Below are 17,286 nucleotides of genomic sequence, written 5' to 3'. Positions count from 1 at the left end.
CGGAAAGCTCCGATTAACCACGGCGGGCTCACCCCATTTCCGCCGTGTTCGGGTTGCGTTATTCTTGAGCAGTGAGTTGCGGGGGACGCGACTCGGGGAGACGCCGGGACGCGCGGGCCGGAAGCAGGCTCGGATGGCGACCGGCGAAGTGGTATTTGGGGTCGATGGGGATTGCTCAAACAGATCCGGCCGGGACAGCGGTGCGCAGCGCCGTCGCCGTTCTCGCCTGCCTGATGGTCGCGAATTGCGCCTCATCGAACAAGTTCGCCAGCAAGGTCGATCCGAAATATGGCGTGTCGTCGAGCCCGCGCGTGGTCGGCTTCGGCGAGCCGGTGCCGAAGGGCGGCGGCGTCTACCGGATCGGCAAGCCCTATACGGTCGCCGGCAAGACCTACGTGCCGGAAGAGGACGTCAACTACCGCGCCGAGGGCATGGCCTCGTGGTACGGCGATGATTTCCACGGCCGCCTGACCGCCAATGGCGAGGTGTTCGACATGACCTCGCTGACGGCGGCGCATCCGACCTTGCCGCTGCCGAGCTACGCCCGCGTCACCAACCTCGCCAATGGCAAATCGCTGATCGTCCGAATCAACGATCGTGGCCCGTATCACGGCAACCGGCTGATCGACGTTTCCAACAAGGCCGCCGATCTGCTCGAGTTCAAGGGCAGCGGCATCGCCAAGGTGCGGGTCGAATATGTCGGCCGCGCGCCGCTCGAAGGCTCCGACGACACCCAGCTGATGGCGACCCTGCGCACCGGCATTCCGGCGCCCGCGCCGTCGCTGGTCCGTGTCGCCTCCGCCAAGCCGTTCGTGCCCGAGATGGGCGCCGGCCGCCCGATTCGCGGCGAGATCCCGCTGCCGGAGGGACGCCCCTATACGCTCGGCGACACCTCGGCCGCCATGGCCTCGATGGGCGGCGCCTCGGAATTGTCGGCCTCGAGCCGGACGCGCGGGCGCCCCCTCGATAACCCGCGCGCGGTCTCTTATGACCAGGACGGCCGCTATGTCCCGCAAGGACAGGCCGCTGCCAATGATGGTGCCGACGAAGCGCGCGACATCATGAGCGGCCGCGGGCTTTACTGACCTCGCCCACGCAACACCTTCGAAATGCAGCCAACCGCCCCCTTCGGGGCGGTTTTGATTCCGACGCGCTTTATCGCGCGCTGAACGGCACCCGCGCCTTGGCCGAGAAGGTCCACACACGGGTGTTGCCGCCGATGCCGCCATATTCGGCGCCGAGGCCTAGGCCGGCGCCGCCGGCCGTCTCGATGCCGAGGCCGCCGGTGAAGCGGGCCGACCAGCCCTGCAGCAGCGGCGTCGACGCCAGCGCGCCGGCGACCAGCGCGTTGGCGTCCTCCTTGTTGAAGTAGTAGTCGCCATACATGCCGAGGAAGGGCGTCAGCATGAGGCCGCCGTCGAGCCAGGCCACGGGATAGGCGGCGCGCAGGCCGCCGGAGGCGCGGCCGCTGGCGAAGTCGTAGGAGCCCTGCCGCGTGCCGAGCGAGTCCGTGTACGCGTTCTGGTGCTCCCACAACGCATAGACCTTCGCCGAGGGCTCGAGCACGAAGCCGGCCCATTTGTAGGTGCCGGTCAGCCCCGTCGAGGCCATCCAGCGCCGGCCATCGAAGCTGCCCTGCGCCGTCCCGGCGCTGCCGTTGTAGCCGATGCCGGAATAGGCGAGCGCCGCATCGAAGCGCAAGGTCGGCACGATCTTCCAGCCGAGATAGGCGCCGGTGGTCCAGCCATCACCCTTCAACTTTCCATTGATGTCCTGCTGGGTGTAGCTGAACGTCTCGTAGCCGCCGAGCACGCCGACCAGGACGCTCGGGGTGGCGCGATAGGTCAGGCCCATCGTGGCGTTGAGCTGCTGGCCGTAGAGCGAGGCCTGGCTCGACTGGGTGACGCCGAAGCTGTTGGTCGTGCCGAAGCGGTCGACGCCGGTGCCGCGCACGTCGGCCCACAGCAGCCAATCCTTCTGCTCATGCCATTTCGGCGCCGCCTGCTTCTTGTCGCCGCGGTCGATCGCGGCGAAGGCATCGTCGACGCGGTTGCGGTTGACGACGCGGCCGCGCTGCGGCGCGCCGGGCAGCACGGACGAATAGGCATCGGTGCCGCCACTGCCGGCCCGGTCGGCCACGGCCGGCCGCTCGTCCTGATCGCGCGGATCAGCGGAGAAGTTGAAGCGCATGCGGGTGCTGCCGGGCGTCATGAACGTCCCGCCGCCGTCGCTGAAACCGTCGGCGATGGCATCGTCGATCGCGCCGGAGATTGCCTGGCCGGAATTCTGCGCCACCATCTTGCTGACGGTCTGCTGCAGCGAGCGCAGCCGCACGCTGTCGACCGGCACGTTCACGGTCTGGGCGAGGCCAGGAGAGGTGCTCGCGGTGAACAGCGCGCTGCCGGCATAGCTCGCGGTGATGGTGTGGCTGCCGACGGCGAGCGTCGCAATCGTCAATGTCGCGACGCCGGCTGAAAGCGTCGCCGTGCCGATCGGCGAGCCGCTGTCGTTGAAGGTGACCGTGCCGGTCGGCGTGCCGCCGGTGGCCGTCACCGTCGCGGTGAAGGTCACGGGCTGGTTGAACTGGCTCGGGTTCTGCGACGACGTCAGCCCGACGGTCGTGGCCAACTGGCCGACCGACAGGTTGAAGGTCGCGTTCGCCGCGGCGCTGTTGGTGTCGGTCACCGTCACCGTGTAGGTGGCCATCGCCGCCGGCGCCGTCGGTGTGCCGCTGATCTGGCCGTTGGTGGTGTTGAAGCTCAGGCCGGTCGGCAGCGCCGGTGACACGGAGAACACCAGCGTGCCGGTGCCGCCGGCGCCGGTCACCGGTGTGAACGGCGTCACCGTCTGGTTGATCGGAAGCGAACTCGACGGCACCGCTGTCGTTGCCGTCACCGCGCCGTTGATGGTCAGGCTGAAGGTGTTGGTCGCGGTGGCGTTGGCGGCGTCGGTGACGGTGATGGTGAATGTCGTCGCGCCGCTGGTCGCCGTCGGCGTTCCGGAGATGCTGCCGTTGGCCGCGTTGAGGGTCAGTCCGGCGGGCAGGGTCGGCGAGACGGAATAGGTGTACGGCACGGAGCCGCCACTGCCGGTCACCGGCGTGAACGCCGTGACGCTCTGGTTGGCGGTGAGCACCTTCGATGGAATGGACTGCGTCGCCGTGACCGCGCCGTTCACGGTCAGGCTGAACGTGTTGGTCGCGGTGGCGCTGTTGGCGTCGGTCACGGTGATCGTGTAGGTGGTGGCGCCGCTGGTCGCGGTCGGCGTGCCGGTGATCGCGCCGGTCGAGGTGTTGAAGCTCAGGCCGGCGGGCAGCGCGGGCGCGATGCCGTAGCCCAGTGGCGAGGTGCCGCCGGCGCCGGTGACCGGCGTGAACGATGTCACGGCGGTGTTCACGGTCAGGCCCTTTGAGGCGATCGCCTGGGTCGCCGACACAGCGGAGTTGACCGCCAGGCTGAACGTATTGCTCGCGCTGGTGCTGTTGGCGTCGGTCACGGTGACCGTGTAGGTCGTGGCGCCGCTGGTCGCGGTCGGCGTTCCCGTGATTGCGCCGGTCGAGGTGTTGAAGCTGAGCCCGGCGGGCAGCGTGGGCGCGATGCCATAGGTCAGCGGCGAGGTGCCGCCGCCGCCGGTCACCGGGGTGAAGGACGTCGCCGCGACGTTGATGGTCAGCGACTTCGACGGGATCGACTGCGTGGCGCTGACCGCGCCGTTGACGGTCAGGCTGAAGGTGTTCGACGCCGTGGCGTTGTTGGTGTCGGTGACGGTCACCGTGTAGGTCGCGGTCGCCGCGCTGGTCGACGGCGTGCCGGAGATCGCGCCGGTGGACGGGTTGAGGCTCAGTCCGGCCGGCAGGCTCGGCGAGATCGAATAGCCGAGGGTGCCGGTGCCGCCGCCACCGGTGACCGGCGTGAACGCGGTCACGGTCTGACCGGCCGTCAAGGTCCGCGACGCAATCGCCTGCGTCGCGGTCACCGCGCTGTTGACGGTCAGGCTGAAGGTGTTGCTCGCGGTGGCGCTGTTGGCGTCGGTGACCGTCACGGTGTAGGTGGTCGCGCCGCTGGTCACCGTCGGCGTGCCCGTGATCGCGCCGGAGGAGGTGTTGAGTGTCAGGCCCGTCGGCAATGTCGGCGAGACGCCATAGGTGTAGGACGGCGTGCCGCCCGCCGCGGTGACCGGCGTGAACGATGTGACCGCCGCATTCTGCGTGACCGCCTTTGAGGCGATCGCCTGCGTCGCGCTCAGCGGGCCGTTGACCGTCAGCTGGAAGGTGTTGCTTGCCGTGCCGTTGTTGGCATCCGTCACGGTCACCGTGTAGGTCGTCGTGCTGCTGACGGCGGTCGGTGTGCCGCTGACCTGGCCGGTGGACGTGTTGAAGCTGAGGCCGGCCGGCAGGGTCGGTGATATGCCGTAGGACAACGGCGCCGTGCCGCCGCCGCCCGTCACCGGCGTGAACGAGGTGATGGCGTTGTTCACCGTGACGGTCGCCGCGCTGATCGACTGCGTCGCGGTGACGGCGCTGTTCACCGTCAGGCTGAATGTGTTGCTGGCGGTCGCGTTGTTGGCGTCGGTGACGGTGACCGTGTAGGTGGTCGCGCCGCTGGTGACGGTCGGCGTTCCCGTGATCGCGCCTGTGCTGCTGCTCAGCGTCAGGCCGGCGGGCAGCGACGGCGAGACGCTGTAGGTCAGCGAGGGCGTGCCGTTGCCCCCCGTGACCGGCGTGAACGAGGTCGCCGCGGCATTGCGCGTCAGAGTCTTCGAGGCGACCGACTGCGTGGCGGTGACCGCGGCATTGACGGCGAGGTTGAACGTGTTCGTCGCCGTCGCGCCGTTCACGTCCGTCACGGTGATGGTGTAGGACGTCGTTCCGCTGGTGGCGGTCGGCACGCCGGTGATGGCGCCGGTCGAGCTGCTGAGCGCGAGACCCGAGGGCAGGGCCGGCAACACGCTATAGGTATAAGACGGCGTGCCGCCGCCGCCGGTGACCGGCGTGAAATTGGCCGATGGCTGGTTCTGCGTCAGCGTCTTCGAGGCGACGGACTGGGTGGCCGTGACGGCGGGATTGACCGTCAGGCTGAAGGTCTTGCTGTCCGACAGGCTGTTGGAGTCGGTGACCGTGACCGTATAGGTCGTGGCGCTGCTGGTCGCCGTCGGCGTGCCGGTGATCGCGCCGCTCGACGTGTTGAAGCTGAGGCCAGCCGGCAGCGTCGGCGAGATGCCGTAGGTCAGCGAGCCGGTGCCGCCACTGCCGGTCACCGGCGTGAACGACGAGGTCGCTCTGTTGACCGTCAGCCCCTTGGACGCGATGGCCTGGGTCGCAACCGGTCCTGCCGGCAGTCCGGTGATCTTCACGTAGATCGGATTGAACGGCGAGGTCGGGGTCGAAGGGCAGGCGCCCGGACAGACCGTGTCATCGATCGCATACATCGTGATGTAGTCGGTCGACTGCCCGCTGGTGTTGGTGCCGACCAGACTGAACGAGTAGGAGCTCGTCGCTTGTCCGTCCGCAGAGCTCGCCGACACCTTGAACTGCACGCCATTGGCGGACGTCACGGTCTGATTGCTATAGATCGGCGTCAGCACGGCGCCGTTGTTGGCGAAGCTCGACACGTTGTACGACGCCGACGGATACAGACCGAAGGATATGTCGGCATCCTGTGTCCCGAAGCTCTGGGCGGCGCCGCAGAGGTTCGTCGTCTGCGAGGTCGTGGCACTGCCGGTGCCGGAGCCGCTGTAACCCGAATAGGCCGCCGTCAGCGCAGCGCCGCAATAAGTCGATCCGTTCGACTGCGCTTGCGCGGCTGAGGATAGGCCGAACAGCAAGAGAACCGCTGCTGCGACGACGCCGGCAGCCCGCAGACTGCTCATCGCACACCGAGAAGGCCGTCGGATGCCCGACGTCGCACGACCGAGCGGTCCGGCGAGATGGGCCCATCCGCGTCGAAGCAGTTGAATCACCAACAGAAAAAGCACCATGCCCCCTCGCGCCGGTCCCTATGGCTGGGCCGTGCGCGCGTCGTTTGGAAAGAAACCATTCATCGTCAATAGGGAGGAGTTTGTCGTTACTACCCAGGGTTAGGCAAGCCACCGTCTGTTGCTGACGTCGATCAGTGGGCAGATGCGGAGCCGATTTGGACGTTGAAGTTGCCGTCATGCAACATCATGGAACCGCGGCGCGTCGGCAGCGCCCGCTCGGTGGTATCATGATGATCGTTGCGCCGCCGACGAGAATGGCTGGACGGCAGCATCCGAATCGCGCGGGGCCGGCCGAGATCATCACGACCTAAGATTGCAACCCATGCACTGGACTTGACGGGCGAAGTTGCGCTCTCTAACAATCATAGCGCGAGAGCATATTTCCTTCTCCCGCGCCGGATGTCCCTCCGTCGCTCGATCCTATTGAACCTTCGCTTTCACCTGCGAACTGATTGTTGAAGAACATATTCGGGAGAGACGCTGCATGCCGATGACGCCTGTGCTCGGGCAGATCATGCCCTTTGCCGGAAGCCAGCCTCCGCGAGGATGGGCCTTTTGCAACGGCGCGCTGCTGGCCATCCAGACAAACCAGGCGTTGTTCTCGCTGCTCGGCACCTATTACGGCGGCAATGGCGTCACAACCTTTGCGCTGCCTGACCTGCGCGGCCGGGCCATCCTCGGCTCGACCGGGAGCAGCGGCCAATATCCGGCCGGAATGGTGAGCGGCGAAACGGCGGTGACGCTGACCGAGCCGCAGCTTCCGGCCCATAATCACCTGATGCAGGCGTCGACGACCAGCGGCACGGGGCGCGTGGCCACCCCGACGGACAATCTGTTCGGAACCAATACGTTTCCGCCGACCGGCACCAAGCAGATCTTCGCAACCGCTGGGGTTGGCGAAGTGCCGCTGGCACTGGGCACCAACATCACCAATACCGGCGGCGGGCAGGCGCACAACAACATGCAGCCCTATCTCGTGATCAACTATCTGATTGCGATGCAGGGGGTCTATCCCTCACGCGACTGAGGCGGGTCGGCGCGCTTCGCGCGCCCCAAGTCCGAACCTCATCATCGATCGAGATTCAATCTCGCGCCGTGTCCGCAATTGCGGCGCCCATCGCCCCAATAGAGCTTGGCCCAACGAAAGGATGTCGGGATGTCAGACCCGTTTCTCGGCGAGATCAGGCTGTTCGCCTTTCCGCGCGTGCCGGATGGCTGGCTGGCCTGCAATGGCAGCTCGCTGTCCATTTCCAACTACGATGCGCTCTACGCCGTGATCGGAACGACCTTCGGCGGCGATGGCGTCCAGACCTTCAACCTTCCAGATCTGCGCGGGCGCGTCCCGCTCGGCCAGGGCACGACGCAAGATGGCACCACCTACGTCATCGGCGAACTCGCGGGCGAGGATGAGCATACCTTGATCGCGAATGAGATTCCTGCCCACAGCCATGCTCTGCTGTCGTCCACCGTCCCCGCCGATACGGCGACGCCTGGGCCGACCGTCCATCTGGCAACCGCGTCGACTGGCAATCTCGACGCGCCGATCGCGAATGCGGGAACCTACTCGGTGATGGCCCCCTGCCTGGTCGCTGCGGGACAGAGCGTGCCGCACAACAACATCATGCCGACGGTCGTGGGCAATTACTGCATCTGCATCGCCGGCATCTTCCCCTCGCCGGGCTGAGGCGTCGCGGCTCGATCGCAACTCATCGCGCATTCTCGAGGAGAGTCCACGTGTCAGATCCCTTTGTCGGCGAAATCCAGGCCTTTCCGTTCACCTTCGCCACCGGCGGCTTCAACAATGCCTGGCTGCCATGCTTCGGGCAGCTCCTGCCGATCCAGCGTTACTCGCCGCTGTTCGCGCTGATCGGCACCTATTATGGCGGCAACGGCACCACCAATTTCCAGCTGCCCAATCTGAGCGGCTGCATCACCAATGGCCAGGGCAATGGGCCCGGCCTGCAGCCGCGCGTGATCGGCGAAACCATGGGCAGCAGCACCGTGTCCCTTATGTCCGCCGAACTGCCGTCCCACACGCATAATCTGCAGCTGGGGAGCAGAGGTGCTGAGAACGCGGCGCCCGGACCGGGGACGGCCGGCACCATGGTTGCGATCGATCCCGCTTTCAACGGCTTCGTGGACCCGCCGGCGAATGTCAACTTTGCGCCCAATGCCGTGACGGCGACGGGGCAGAACATTCCGCACGACAACATGCAGCCGACCCAGGCGCTGATCTGGTGCATCTGCTACGCGGGGGTCTTCCCGCCGTTCAACAACTCCTGATCCGGCTGGCGTGATGGCCGTCGCGAGCGAGATCGTCTCCAGCGACGCCCGCCTGCGGCTGCGGCCGGCCGGGCCCGCCGACGAGCCGTTCCTGCGCGACCTCTTCAAATCCGTCAAAGGCGCGCAGCTCGCGCTGGCCGGCATGCCGCCGGCGACGCTCGAACTCGTGCTGACGCAGCAGTACCGCGCGCAGCTTGCGGGCTACGCGGCGCAGTGGCCCGAGGCGCAATCGTTGATCATCCTGCGCGATGGCGCCCCCGTCGGCCGGTTGCTGCTCGACCGCACGGCGGCGCGCTGGCACGTGGTCGATCTCGCCTTGCTACCGGGCGCCCGCAATGCCGGCGTCGGGCGCGAGATCATGCTGGCGGTGGCCGCGGCGGGACGCGAGCAGGGCGCCGGCATGCTGTCGCTGGCGGTGGCGACCGGCAATGAAGATGCGATGCGCTTCTACGCGCGGCTCGGCTTCGCGGACGTCGCCGATGCGGCGAGCGCCTCGCATCGCCGGATGGAGCTGGCGCTCGCGCACTAGCGCCCCGGCGCCACCTCGCGCAGGAACGCGATCAGCGCGGCGTTCACGGCGTCGGCGCATTCCTGCTGGATCCAGTGACCCGCGCCGTCGATGATCAACTTGCGGCGGAGATCGGGCAGCACGCGCTCCATGTCCTGGACCCGCTTGGCGCCGATGATCCCCTTGATCACGGCATCGTCGCTGCCGGCGATGAACAGCGCGGGCTGCCGGATCTGTGCATCCTGCCACGGCGCGGTCAGCTCCCAGTTGCGATCGATGTTGCGGTACCAGTTGAGACCGCCGCGGAAGCCGGAGGCGCGATAGGCGGCGACGAATTCGGCGAGGTCGGCCTCGCCGAGCCAAGCGGGCAGCGGCAGGTCGGGGTTCACCTCGCCGAGGAAGCCCTTGTCCGGCGCGACGAACAAAGACTGCGGGTCGGAGAAGCCGCGCGCGAGTATCGTGCGCATCGTCAGCGCGACGTCGCGCTCGAGCTCGGCTTCGGCGACACCCGGCGTCTGAAAATACTGCCAGTAGAAGTCCGCGATGCCGCCGGCCCTGAGCGTGTCGAGCGGCCTGCCACGGCCACGCAACGGCGGCGGGACGCTCAGGCCGGCCACCGCGGTGAACATGTCGGGCCGGAACAGCGCCGCGTGCCAGGCCACCGGCGCGCCCCAGTCATGTCCGATGATCACGGCCTTGTCCCCGCCGAGTGCCGCGACCAGCGCCACCATGTCGCCGACGTTGTCGAAGATCGAATAGGCGGCGATGTCGGATGGTGCCTGCGAGCGGCCGAAGCCGCGCATGTCCGGGGCGGCGACGCGATAGCCGGCGGCGGCAATCGCCGGGATCTGGTGCCGCCAGGAATAGGACAGTTCAGGCCAGCCATGGCACAGCAGCACCAGCGGACCTTCGCCCTGTTCGCGCACGAACAGCTCGATTCCATTGGCGTTGACCATCCGCGTGGATGACATTCCGTTCTCCCCTTGAGCCGTTTCACGTCTGATGTTTTCCCGACGGTATCGCACCCCGCGCGCGACGGCGCAAACCGCGGGACAGCAGCCCGCCCGCACGACTGCCGAGTTGTTTGCGCTGCGGCCAGCTGGTAGAACCCTTGCGCGCTCCAGGGCTTGGCCGATGCCTTTCACCACCTCATTGTTCCGCCGTTCCGGCTTCATGACCGGCCGGACGACGCGCGCGCTCATCGCACTGGCCGCGGTCGCGGCGATCGGCTGGAGCGGGGTGCTCTATGCCGCCAACCAGAGCGTCCAGGGCGCGAAGAAGGACGACGGCGGTTTCGACGGCGACGCGCCGACGGCGATCCTGGTGGAGGCGACCAGCGGCAGCGTGTTGTTCGAGAAGAACGCGGACGAGCTGCGCGCACCCTCGAGCATGATGAAGCTGATGACCGCCGAGGTCGTCTTCAACGCCGTCAAGGAAGGCACCGTCAAGCTCAACGACGAGTACCGGATCAGCGAGAATGCCTGGCGCAAGGGCGGGGCGCCGTCCGGCACCTCGACGATGTTCGCGGCGCTGAACAGCAAGGTGTCGGTCAGCGACCTCCTGCACGGCGCTATCATCCAGAGCGGCAACGACGCCTGCATCGCGCTGGCCGAGGGCATGGCCGGCAATGAGAAGATCTTTGCCGCCGACTACATGACCAAGCGCGCCCGCGAACTCGGTCTTGCGAAATCGACCTTCGCCAATTCCAACGGACTGCCGGACCCCGGCAACAAGATGACGGTGCGCGAGCTGTCGATGCTCGCCCGCCACATCATCCTGGATTTCCCCGAGTTCTATAAGATCTTCGGCGAGAAGGAATTCACCTGGAACAAGATCCGCCAGCAGAACCGCAATCCATTGCTCAACGCGATGGAAGGCGCGGACGGGCTGAAGACCGGCTACACCAAGGAGGGCGGCTACGGCATGGTCGGCTCCGCCGTGCAGAACGGCACCAGGCTGATCGTCGTGGTCAACGGCCTGGAGGATCCCGAGGATCGCGCCACCGAGGCCAAGAAGATGTTGGAATGGGGTTTTCGCAATTTCGAGACCCGCACCCTGTTCGCGGCGGACCAGACGCTCGGCTACGCAAAAGTGTTCGGCGGCGAGAGCCGCTCGGTGAAGCTGTCGAGCCCGGTGCCGGTGAAGGTGATGGTGCAGAAGAACGGCGGCGAGAAGCTGATCGCCCGCATCATCTACAATGGGCCGGTGAAGGCGCCGGTCGAGTCCGGTCAGAAGGTCGGGGTTGTCAGGGTCTGGCGCGGCCCCAATATCGCCATGGAGGCTCCCGTCTATGCAGGAGAGGCGGTGGGCAGGGGGTCCACGATGCGGCGCGCGATCGACGGGGCGAGCGAGCTCGTAATCGGGATGTTCCGCGCCGGGGCCGAGAAGCTCTAGAGACATGGCGGATGCAGCTTTGAAACGTGGTCCCGGCCGCGGCCGATTCGTCACCTTCGAGGGCGGCGAGGGCGCCGGAAAGTCCACGCAGATCAAGATGTTGGCGGATCGTCTGGAGAAAGACGGCGTGCGCGTGGTGCTGACCCGCGAGCCCGGCGGCTCGCCCGGCGCCGAGATCATGCGCCACCTCGTGCTGTCGGGGATGGGCAAGCTGCTCGGCGCGGAGGCGGAGACGCTGCTGTTCGCGGCCGCCCGCGACGACCATGTGCGCAACGTGATTCTGCCAGCGCTCAACCAGGGCAGCTGGGTGCTGTGCGACCGCTTCTTCGATTCGACCCGGGCCTATCAGGGCAGTCAGGGCAAGGTCGCGCCCGACGTGCTCAATGCGATGCAGCGGGTGACGATCGGCGACCTCAAGCCGGACCTGACGCTGATCCTCGATGTGCCCGTCGAGATCGGCCTGCAGCGCGCAGCGGCGCGGCGCGGCAGCGGCACGCCGGACCGGTTCGAGGGCGAAGACATCAAGTTCCACAAGGGCCTGCGCGACGCCTTTCACAAGATCGCGGCTGACGATCCAAGGCGCTGCGTGCTCATCGACGCCACCGCGAATGCCGAGACCGTCTCGCATATCGTGTGGGACGCCGTGCGCGAGCGCCTGTTCACGGCGGTGGCGGCCGCGTCATGAGCGCGCGCAAGGTCGAGCCGGAGATCGCGGTCCAGCATCCGCGCGAGACGACGGCGCTGTTCGGCCACCGCGAGGCCGAGGCGGCGCTGCTGGCTGCCTATCGCAGCGGCCGGATGGCGCATGCCTGGCTGATCGGCGGCCCGCAGGGCATCGGCAAGGCGACCCTGGCCTATCGCATGGCGCGCTTCGTGCTCGCCCATCGCGATCCCGCGGCGCCCGACGTGCGCGCGGCCGGGTCGCTCCATGTCGATGCGGACGACCACGTCGCGCGTCTGATCGCCTCCGAGGCACATGGCGGGCTGCTCACGCTGGAGCGGTCCGCCAACGACAAGGGGGTCCTGCGCACCGTCATCACTGTCGACGAGACGCGCGAGACGATCTCGTTCTTCGGCTCGACCGCGGCGGTCGAGGGCTGGCGGGTGTGCATCGTCGACACCGTCGACGAGCTCAATCCGAACGCGGCGAATGCGCTGCTGAAGATCCTCGAGGAACCGCCGCAGCAATCGCTGTTCCTGCTGGTCAGTCACGCGCCGGCGCGGGTGCTCGCCACCATCAAGTCGCGCTGCCGAAGGCTGTCGCTGCGCCCCCTGTCGACCGAGGACGTCATCAGCGCCGCGGCCGAGGCCACCGGCATCGACGGCGGCGATCCAGCGCTGCGAGAGGCTGCCAAGGCCTCCGAGGGCAGCGTCGCCAGGACCCTGATGCTGATGGGCGGCGACGGGCTGCAGCTGCAGACCCGCACTGCCGCGCTGCTCGCGAGCCTGCCGCGAATCGACGCCGGCGAACTGCATGCCCTGGGCGACGCGCTCGGCACCAGCGACCGCGTCGCCCTGGCGAGCTTCCTCGACAGCATCGAACGCTGGGTCGCGGAACGGCTGCGGGCCGCGGATCCCAATGCGGAACTGCCGCGCCTTGCACGGCTGGCGGAGGTATGGGAAAAGATCGTCCGCGCCGCGCGCGACACCGAATCCTATAATCTGGAGCGAAAACCGCTGGTTTTCTCGGTGTTCGGGATGCTCGCCGAAGCCACGCGGTAACGCGCCGACCATCATCCCGGGATCATCAGGATCAATTCGTCGACCGACGACGTCAAAGAGGACTCTGCCGTGGCCAAGGCCAGCAAGACAACCGTGAAGAAGGGCAAGCCCGCGGCCAAGGGCGCCGCGACGAAGGCTGCCGTCAAGAAGGCTGCAAACAAAGCCGCAAAGGCGCCCGCGAAGGCCAAGGCCAGCAAGACCAAAGCCAGCAAGACCAAGGCCAAGGCGAAAGCGGCGGCGGACAAGGACACGAAGGTCAAAGCCGCGAAAGCCAAATCTGCCAAAACCAAAACGCCGTCCACGCCGGCCAAGAGCAAGCCTCCGAAGGCCGCCAAGACGGGCGCCGCGAAAGGGGCCGCCAAGAAGGCCGTGAAGGCCCCGGCCAAGAAGGCCGCGACCAAGCCGGCGGCACCTGTCAAGAAGACTGCCAGCACAGCCGCCGCCAAGGGCGCGCCGTCGAAGAAGCCCGCAGCAACGAAGCCGGCGGCTGCTCCGAAGCAAGCTGTGCCAGCGGTCGCCGAGACGCCGAAGCTGCCGCGCGCCGCGAAGCCCAGGGCAGCGCGCAAGCCGAAGGTCGAGGCGGTCGCGCGTCCCGACATCGACGCGGCCGCGGTCGTCGAGATGATCGACGTCGAAGTTACCGACGTCGAAATCACCGACGTCGAAATCACCGAGGTCGAGATGACCGGGGTCGAAGACGCCGCCGCGCCCGCCGCGGCCGCGCCTGATAACGCCAACACCTTCTACGTCACGACCGCGATCGCCTATCCCAATGGCAGTCCGCATATCGGCCACGCCTACGAGGCGATCGCGACCGATGCCATCGCGCGGTTCGCGCGGCTCGACGGCAAGGACGTGTTCTTCCTGACCGGCACCGACGAGCACGGCCTGAAGATGGTGCAGACCGCGCAGAACGAGGGGCTGACGCCGTCCGAGCTCGCCACCCGCAATGCCGCCCGCTTCCGCGAGATGGACGAGCGGCTGAACGTCTCGTTCGACCGCTTCATCCGCACGACCGAGCCCGCCCACCACAAGTCGGTGCAGGCGATCTGGAACCGGATGCTTGAGAACGGCGACATCTATGCCGACACCTATTCGGGCTGGTACTCGGTCCGCGACGAGGCGTATTACGCCGAGGACGAGACAACCGTCGGCGAGGACAACGTTCGCCGCGGCCCGCAGGGCACGCCGGTCGAGTGGGTCGAGGAGAAGAGCTACTTCTTCCGCCTGTCGGCCTATCAGGACAGACTGCTCGCATTGTACGAGAGCCAGCCGGATTTCATCGGGCCGGACGCGCGGCGCAACGAGATCACGAGCTTCGTCAAGGGCGGGCTGAAGGACCTCTCGATCTCGCGCACGACCTTCGACTGGGGCGTCCGCGTGCCGCATGACGAGGAGCACGTGATGTATGTCTGGGTCGACGCGCTGACCAACTACATCACCGGCGTCGGCTTCCCGGACGAGAGCGATGCGAACTGGAAGTACTGGCCGGCCGACGTGCACGTCATCGGCAAGGACATCATCCGCTTCCACGCGGTGTACTGGCCGGCGTTCCTGATGTCGGCCGGCGTGCCCGTGCCGAAGCGGGTCTATGCGCACGGCTTCTTGTTCAACAGGGGCGAGAAGATGTCGAAGTCGGTCGGCAACGTCGTCGACCCGTTCAATCTCGCCGACCAGTATGGCGTCGACCAGCTGCGCTATTTCTTCCTGCGCGAGGTGCCGTTCGGCCAGGACGGCAACTACAATCACGAGGCGATCGTCGCGCGCATCAACGCCGATCTCGCCAACGACCTCGGCAATCTCGCGCAGCGCTCGCTGTCGATGATCACCAAACAGCTCGGAGGGCAGCTGCCGGAGCCCGGCGAGTTCTCGGCCAACGACAAGGCGATTCTCGCCGAGGCCGACGCGATGATCGGCGCGGCGCGCAAGGCGATGGCGACGCAGCAGATCCATCAATGGCTGAACGCCGTCTGGTCGGTCGTGGCGGAGGCCAACCGCTATTTCGCGGGCGAGGCGCCGTGGGCGCTGGCCAAGACCGATCCGAAGCGCCAGCACACCGTGCTCTACGTCACCGCCGAGGTGATCCGGCAGGTCGCGATCCTGACCCAGCCGGTGATGCCGCAGGCGTCGGCAAAGCTGCTCGACAGCCTCGGCATCCCCGAGGGTGAGCGGACGTTTGCGCGACTCGGCGGCGAGGTGCGGATTGCGGCCGGCACACAGCTGCCGCCGCCGCAGGCGGTGTTCCCGCGCTACATCGAGCCGACGGCGGCGTGATGCTGGTCGACAGTCACTGCCATCTGGATTTTCCGGATTTCGCTGAGGATCTGGAGGGCATCGTCACGCGCGCCGCCGCCGCCGGCGTCGGCCGCCTCGTGACGATCTCGACCCGGGTGCGCAGGCTGCCCGAGCTGCTCGCCATCGCCGAGCGGTTCGATAACGTTTACTGCTCGATCGGGACGCATCCTCACAATGCGGATGAAGAGGACGGCATTCCGGCCGAGGAGCTGATCGCGCTGACGAAGCACCCGAAGGTGGTCGCGCTCGGCGAGGCCGGGCTCGACAATTTCTACGACCACGGCTCCAAGGACGCGCAGGAGCGCGGGTTCCGCGCGCATATCGCCGCCGCCCGCGAAACCGGCCTGCCGCTGGTGATCCACACCCGCGAGGCCGACGCGCAGTGCGGCCGCATCCTCGACGAGGAGATGGCGCGCGGACCTTTCAAGGCCGTGCTGCATTGCTACACCGGCGGACGCGAGCTGGCGATGAAGGCGATCGATCTCGGACTGCACATCTCGTTCACGGGCATCGTGACGTTCAAGAAGTCCGACGCTCTGCGCGCACTCGCCGCGGAGGTGCCGGCGGACCGCATCATGGTCGAGACCGACGCGCCGTATCTGGCGCCCGGAAAATTCCGCGGCAAGCGCAACGAGCCGGCCTATGTGGTCGAGACCGCCAAGGTGCTGGCGGAGGCGCGCGGCGTCTCGTTCGAGGAGTTCTCGCGCCAGACCACCGAGACCTTCTTCAAGCTGTTCGCCAAGGTGCCGCGACCCGAGGTGCCGGCATGACCCTGACGCTCACCATCCTCGGCTGCGGCTCCTCGGCCGGCGTGCCGCGCCCGGCGCTGGGGTGGGGCGCCTGCGACCCGAACAACCCGAAAAACCGCAGGCGGCGCTGCTCGCTGCTGGCCGAGCGCCGCGGGCCGCACGGCGTGACGCGCGTGGTCATCGACACCTCGCCGGACCTGCGCGAGCAGCTGATCGACACCCATGTCGACCACATCGACGCGGTGTTCCTGACGCATGAGCATGCCGACCAGACCCATGGCATCGACGATCTGCGCTCGGTGGTGCTGCACCAGCGCCGACGCATCCCGGTCTACCTGAACCAGTCGACCGCCAAGGACATCATGCACCGGTTCTCGTACTGTTTCGTCTCGCCCCCGGGCAGCGACTATCCGCCGATCCTGACGCAGCATTCCATCGAGGCCGGCGAAACCCGGGCGGTGGAAGGGAAGGGCGGTGAGATGAAGCTGACCGCCTTCCTGGTCCAGCACGGCAACATCCCGGCGCTCGGCTATCGCATCGGCGACGCCGCCTACACGCCCGATCTCAACGACATTCCCGAGGAGAGCTGGGGCGCGCTGGAAAACCTCGACCTCTGGATCGTCGACGGCCTGCGCCCCGCCTCGCATCCCAGCCATTTCTCGGTCAACGACGCGCTGGCCTGGATCGAGCGCTTCAAGCCCCGGCGCGCCGTCATCACCAACATGACCGCCGACCTCGACTACGAGGTGCTGCGCCAGAGCCTGCCGGCCGGCGTGGTGCCCGCCTATGACGGCATGCGGCTGGAATTGACCGCGTAGGGTGGGCAGAGGCGATGCCGTGGTCTCTCCCCGCGCGAGATCGCCATGGCGCCGTGCCCACCGTCTTGCCGAGGAGTCCGCGGCCCGACGGTGGGCACGCGTCGCCTGACGGCGCCGCTTTGCCCACCCTACGCAGCAACGTATATCGGGCGTAAACTCACAAGGAGCGGCTTGCCATGCTGTCGCTGTTCTTCGAGGTCGAGGTCAAGCCGGGCCGGCTCGACCAGTACCTCCAACTCGCTGCCGCGCTGCGGCCCGAGCTCGACGCGCTTGGCGGCTGCCTGTTCCTCGACCGCTTCAAGAGCCTGTCGCGCGATAATCTCATCCTCTCCTACCAGATCTGGCAGGACGAGGGCGCCATGACCGCCTGGCGCGTGCATGCCCATCACCACGACATCCAGACGCTCGGCCGCGACAAGGTGTTCTCGGACTATCGGCTTCGGGTGGCCGAGTTGATCCACGAGGTGACACCGGGGCAGGCGGCCCGGCAGCCGGAGCGGCGCGGGACCTACAATGATCCGAAGCGGCGGGCGCCGACCTA

The 17,286-nt window shown here is 67.3% G+C and carries 14 protein-coding genes; 12 read left to right on the top strand and 2 right to left on the bottom strand.

Going from position 1 to position 17,286, the window contains the following annotated elements; genetic code table 11:
* The first annotated feature begins 164 nt into the window (after positions 1-164).
* A complete protein-coding gene (locus tag BRAS3809_RS01900; RefSeq protein ID WP_083839029.1) occupies positions 165-1,085 on the top strand; it encodes a septal ring lytic transglycosylase RlpA family protein in 921 nt (306 codons plus the stop codon).
* Between the two features lie 70 nt (positions 1,086-1,155).
* Here BRAS3809_RS01900 and BRAS3809_RS34270 read toward each other — a convergent pair whose 3' ends face one another.
* Positions 1,156-5,868, bottom strand: a complete 4,713-nt coding sequence (locus BRAS3809_RS34270; protein ID WP_008960411.1) for a putative Ig domain-containing protein — start codon at positions 5,866-5,868, stop codon at positions 1,156-1,158.
* 592 nt (positions 5,869-6,460) lie between these two features.
* Here BRAS3809_RS34270 and BRAS3809_RS01885 point away from each other — a divergent pair.
* From BRAS3809_RS01885 to BRAS3809_RS01870, 4 genes are all read left to right on the top strand, one after another.
* On the top strand, positions 6,461-7,003 hold the full coding sequence (locus tag BRAS3809_RS01885; RefSeq protein ID WP_008960410.1) for a phage tail protein: 543 nt from the start codon (positions 6,461-6,463) through the stop codon (positions 7,001-7,003).
* A 129-nt stretch (positions 7,004-7,132) separates the two neighbouring features.
* Complete coding sequence (locus tag BRAS3809_RS01880; RefSeq protein ID WP_008960409.1) at positions 7,133-7,660, top strand: phage tail protein; 528 nt, start codon at positions 7,133-7,135, stop codon at positions 7,658-7,660.
* A 50-nt stretch (positions 7,661-7,710) separates the two neighbouring features.
* Positions 7,711-8,259, top strand: coding sequence for a phage tail protein (locus tag BRAS3809_RS01875; protein WP_008960408.1), 549 nt, complete (start codon positions 7,711-7,713; stop codon positions 8,257-8,259).
* Between the two features lie 13 nt (positions 8,260-8,272).
* Complete coding sequence (locus BRAS3809_RS01870) at positions 8,273-8,788, top strand: GNAT family N-acetyltransferase (RefSeq protein ID WP_008960407.1); 516 nt, start codon at positions 8,273-8,275, stop codon at positions 8,786-8,788.
* Here BRAS3809_RS01870 and BRAS3809_RS01865 read toward each other — a convergent pair.
* The gene (locus tag BRAS3809_RS01865) at positions 8,785-9,738 is read right to left on the bottom strand and encodes an alpha/beta fold hydrolase (protein WP_035655003.1); all 954 of its coding nucleotides are present in this window, start codon (positions 9,736-9,738) and stop codon (positions 8,785-8,787) included. The genes BRAS3809_RS01870 and BRAS3809_RS01865 overlap by 4 nt on opposite strands.
* A gap of 163 nt (positions 9,739-9,901) precedes the next feature.
* On the opposite strand from BRAS3809_RS01865, the gene BRAS3809_RS01860 reads away from it, so the two are divergent.
* The 7 genes from BRAS3809_RS01860 to BRAS3809_RS01825 form a co-directional block, all read left to right on the top strand.
* Positions 9,902-11,161 carry a D-alanyl-D-alanine carboxypeptidase family protein gene (locus BRAS3809_RS01860; protein ID WP_035655000.1) on the top strand — a complete coding sequence of 420 codons (1,260 nt, stop codon included), beginning with the start codon at positions 9,902-9,904 and terminating at the stop codon, positions 11,159-11,161.
* A gap of 4 nt (positions 11,162-11,165) precedes the next feature.
* Complete coding sequence (tmk, locus tag BRAS3809_RS01855; RefSeq protein ID WP_008960404.1) at positions 11,166-11,846, top strand: dTMP kinase; 681 nt, start codon at positions 11,166-11,168, stop codon at positions 11,844-11,846.
* The gene (locus BRAS3809_RS01850; protein ID WP_008960403.1) at positions 11,843-12,883 is read left to right on the top strand and encodes a DNA polymerase III subunit delta'; all 1,041 of its coding nucleotides are present in this window, start codon (positions 11,843-11,845) and stop codon (positions 12,881-12,883) included. Before tmk ends, BRAS3809_RS01850 begins: the two co-directional genes overlap by 4 nt.
* A 69-nt stretch (positions 12,884-12,952) precedes the next feature.
* Entirely contained in the window at positions 12,953-15,157 is a 2,205-nt protein-coding gene (gene metG, locus BRAS3809_RS01840; protein ID WP_008960402.1) for a methionine--tRNA ligase, read from the top strand.
* Positions 15,157-15,948, top strand: coding sequence for a TatD family hydrolase (locus BRAS3809_RS01835; protein WP_008960401.1), 792 nt, complete (start codon positions 15,157-15,159; stop codon positions 15,946-15,948). The genes metG and BRAS3809_RS01835 overlap by 1 nt, the downstream gene beginning before the upstream one ends.
* Positions 15,945-16,745 (top strand): MBL fold metallo-hydrolase, encoded by an 801-nt coding sequence (locus tag BRAS3809_RS01830; RefSeq protein ID WP_008960400.1) that lies wholly within the window; start codon positions 15,945-15,947, stop codon positions 16,743-16,745. The genes BRAS3809_RS01835 and BRAS3809_RS01830 overlap by 4 nt, the downstream gene beginning before the upstream one ends.
* Positions 16,746-16,921: 176 nt before the next feature.
* On the top strand, positions 16,922-17,286 hold a 365-nt coding region (locus BRAS3809_RS01825; RefSeq protein WP_035654995.1), incomplete at its 3' end, for an antibiotic biosynthesis monooxygenase family protein.

Source organism: Bradyrhizobium sp. STM 3809 (genome assembly GCF_000239795.1).
GTDB lineage: Bacteria > Pseudomonadota > Alphaproteobacteria > Rhizobiales > Xanthobacteraceae > Bradyrhizobium.
This window is presented reverse-complemented; position numbering and strand designations above follow the sequence as displayed.

What these genes read in the sequence shown, in the direction of transcription:
- BRAS3809_RS01860 (WP_035655000.1), top strand. Translation starts at nt 9,902, where the DNA reads ATGCCTTTCACCACCTCATTGTTCCGCCGTTCCGGCTTCATGACCGGC.
- BRAS3809_RS01865 (WP_035655003.1), bottom strand. Translation starts at nt 9,738, where the DNA reads ATGTCATCCACGCGGATGGTCAACGCCAATGGAATCGAGCTGTTCGTG.
- BRAS3809_RS01830 (WP_008960400.1), top strand. Translation starts at nt 15,945, where the DNA reads ATGACCCTGACGCTCACCATCCTCGGCTGCGGCTCCTCGGCCGGCGTG.
- tmk (WP_008960404.1), top strand. Translation starts at nt 11,166, where the DNA reads ATGGCGGATGCAGCTTTGAAACGTGGTCCCGGCCGCGGCCGATTCGTC.
- BRAS3809_RS01880 (WP_008960409.1), top strand. Translation starts at nt 7,133, where the DNA reads ATGTCAGACCCGTTTCTCGGCGAGATCAGGCTGTTCGCCTTTCCGCGC.
- BRAS3809_RS01850 (WP_008960403.1), top strand. Translation starts at nt 11,843, where the DNA reads ATGAGCGCGCGCAAGGTCGAGCCGGAGATCGCGGTCCAGCATCCGCGC.
- BRAS3809_RS01835 (WP_008960401.1), top strand. Translation starts at nt 15,157, where the DNA reads ATGCTGGTCGACAGTCACTGCCATCTGGATTTTCCGGATTTCGCTGAG.
- BRAS3809_RS01870 (WP_008960407.1), top strand. Translation starts at nt 8,273, where the DNA reads ATGGCCGTCGCGAGCGAGATCGTCTCCAGCGACGCCCGCCTGCGGCTG.
- BRAS3809_RS01900 (WP_083839029.1), top strand. Translation starts at nt 165, where the DNA reads ATGGGGATTGCTCAAACAGATCCGGCCGGGACAGCGGTGCGCAGCGCC.
- BRAS3809_RS01885 (WP_008960410.1), top strand. Translation starts at nt 6,461, where the DNA reads ATGCCGATGACGCCTGTGCTCGGGCAGATCATGCCCTTTGCCGGAAGC.
- BRAS3809_RS34270 (WP_008960411.1), bottom strand. Translation starts at nt 5,868, where the DNA reads ATGAGCAGTCTGCGGGCTGCCGGCGTCGTCGCAGCAGCGGTTCTCTTG.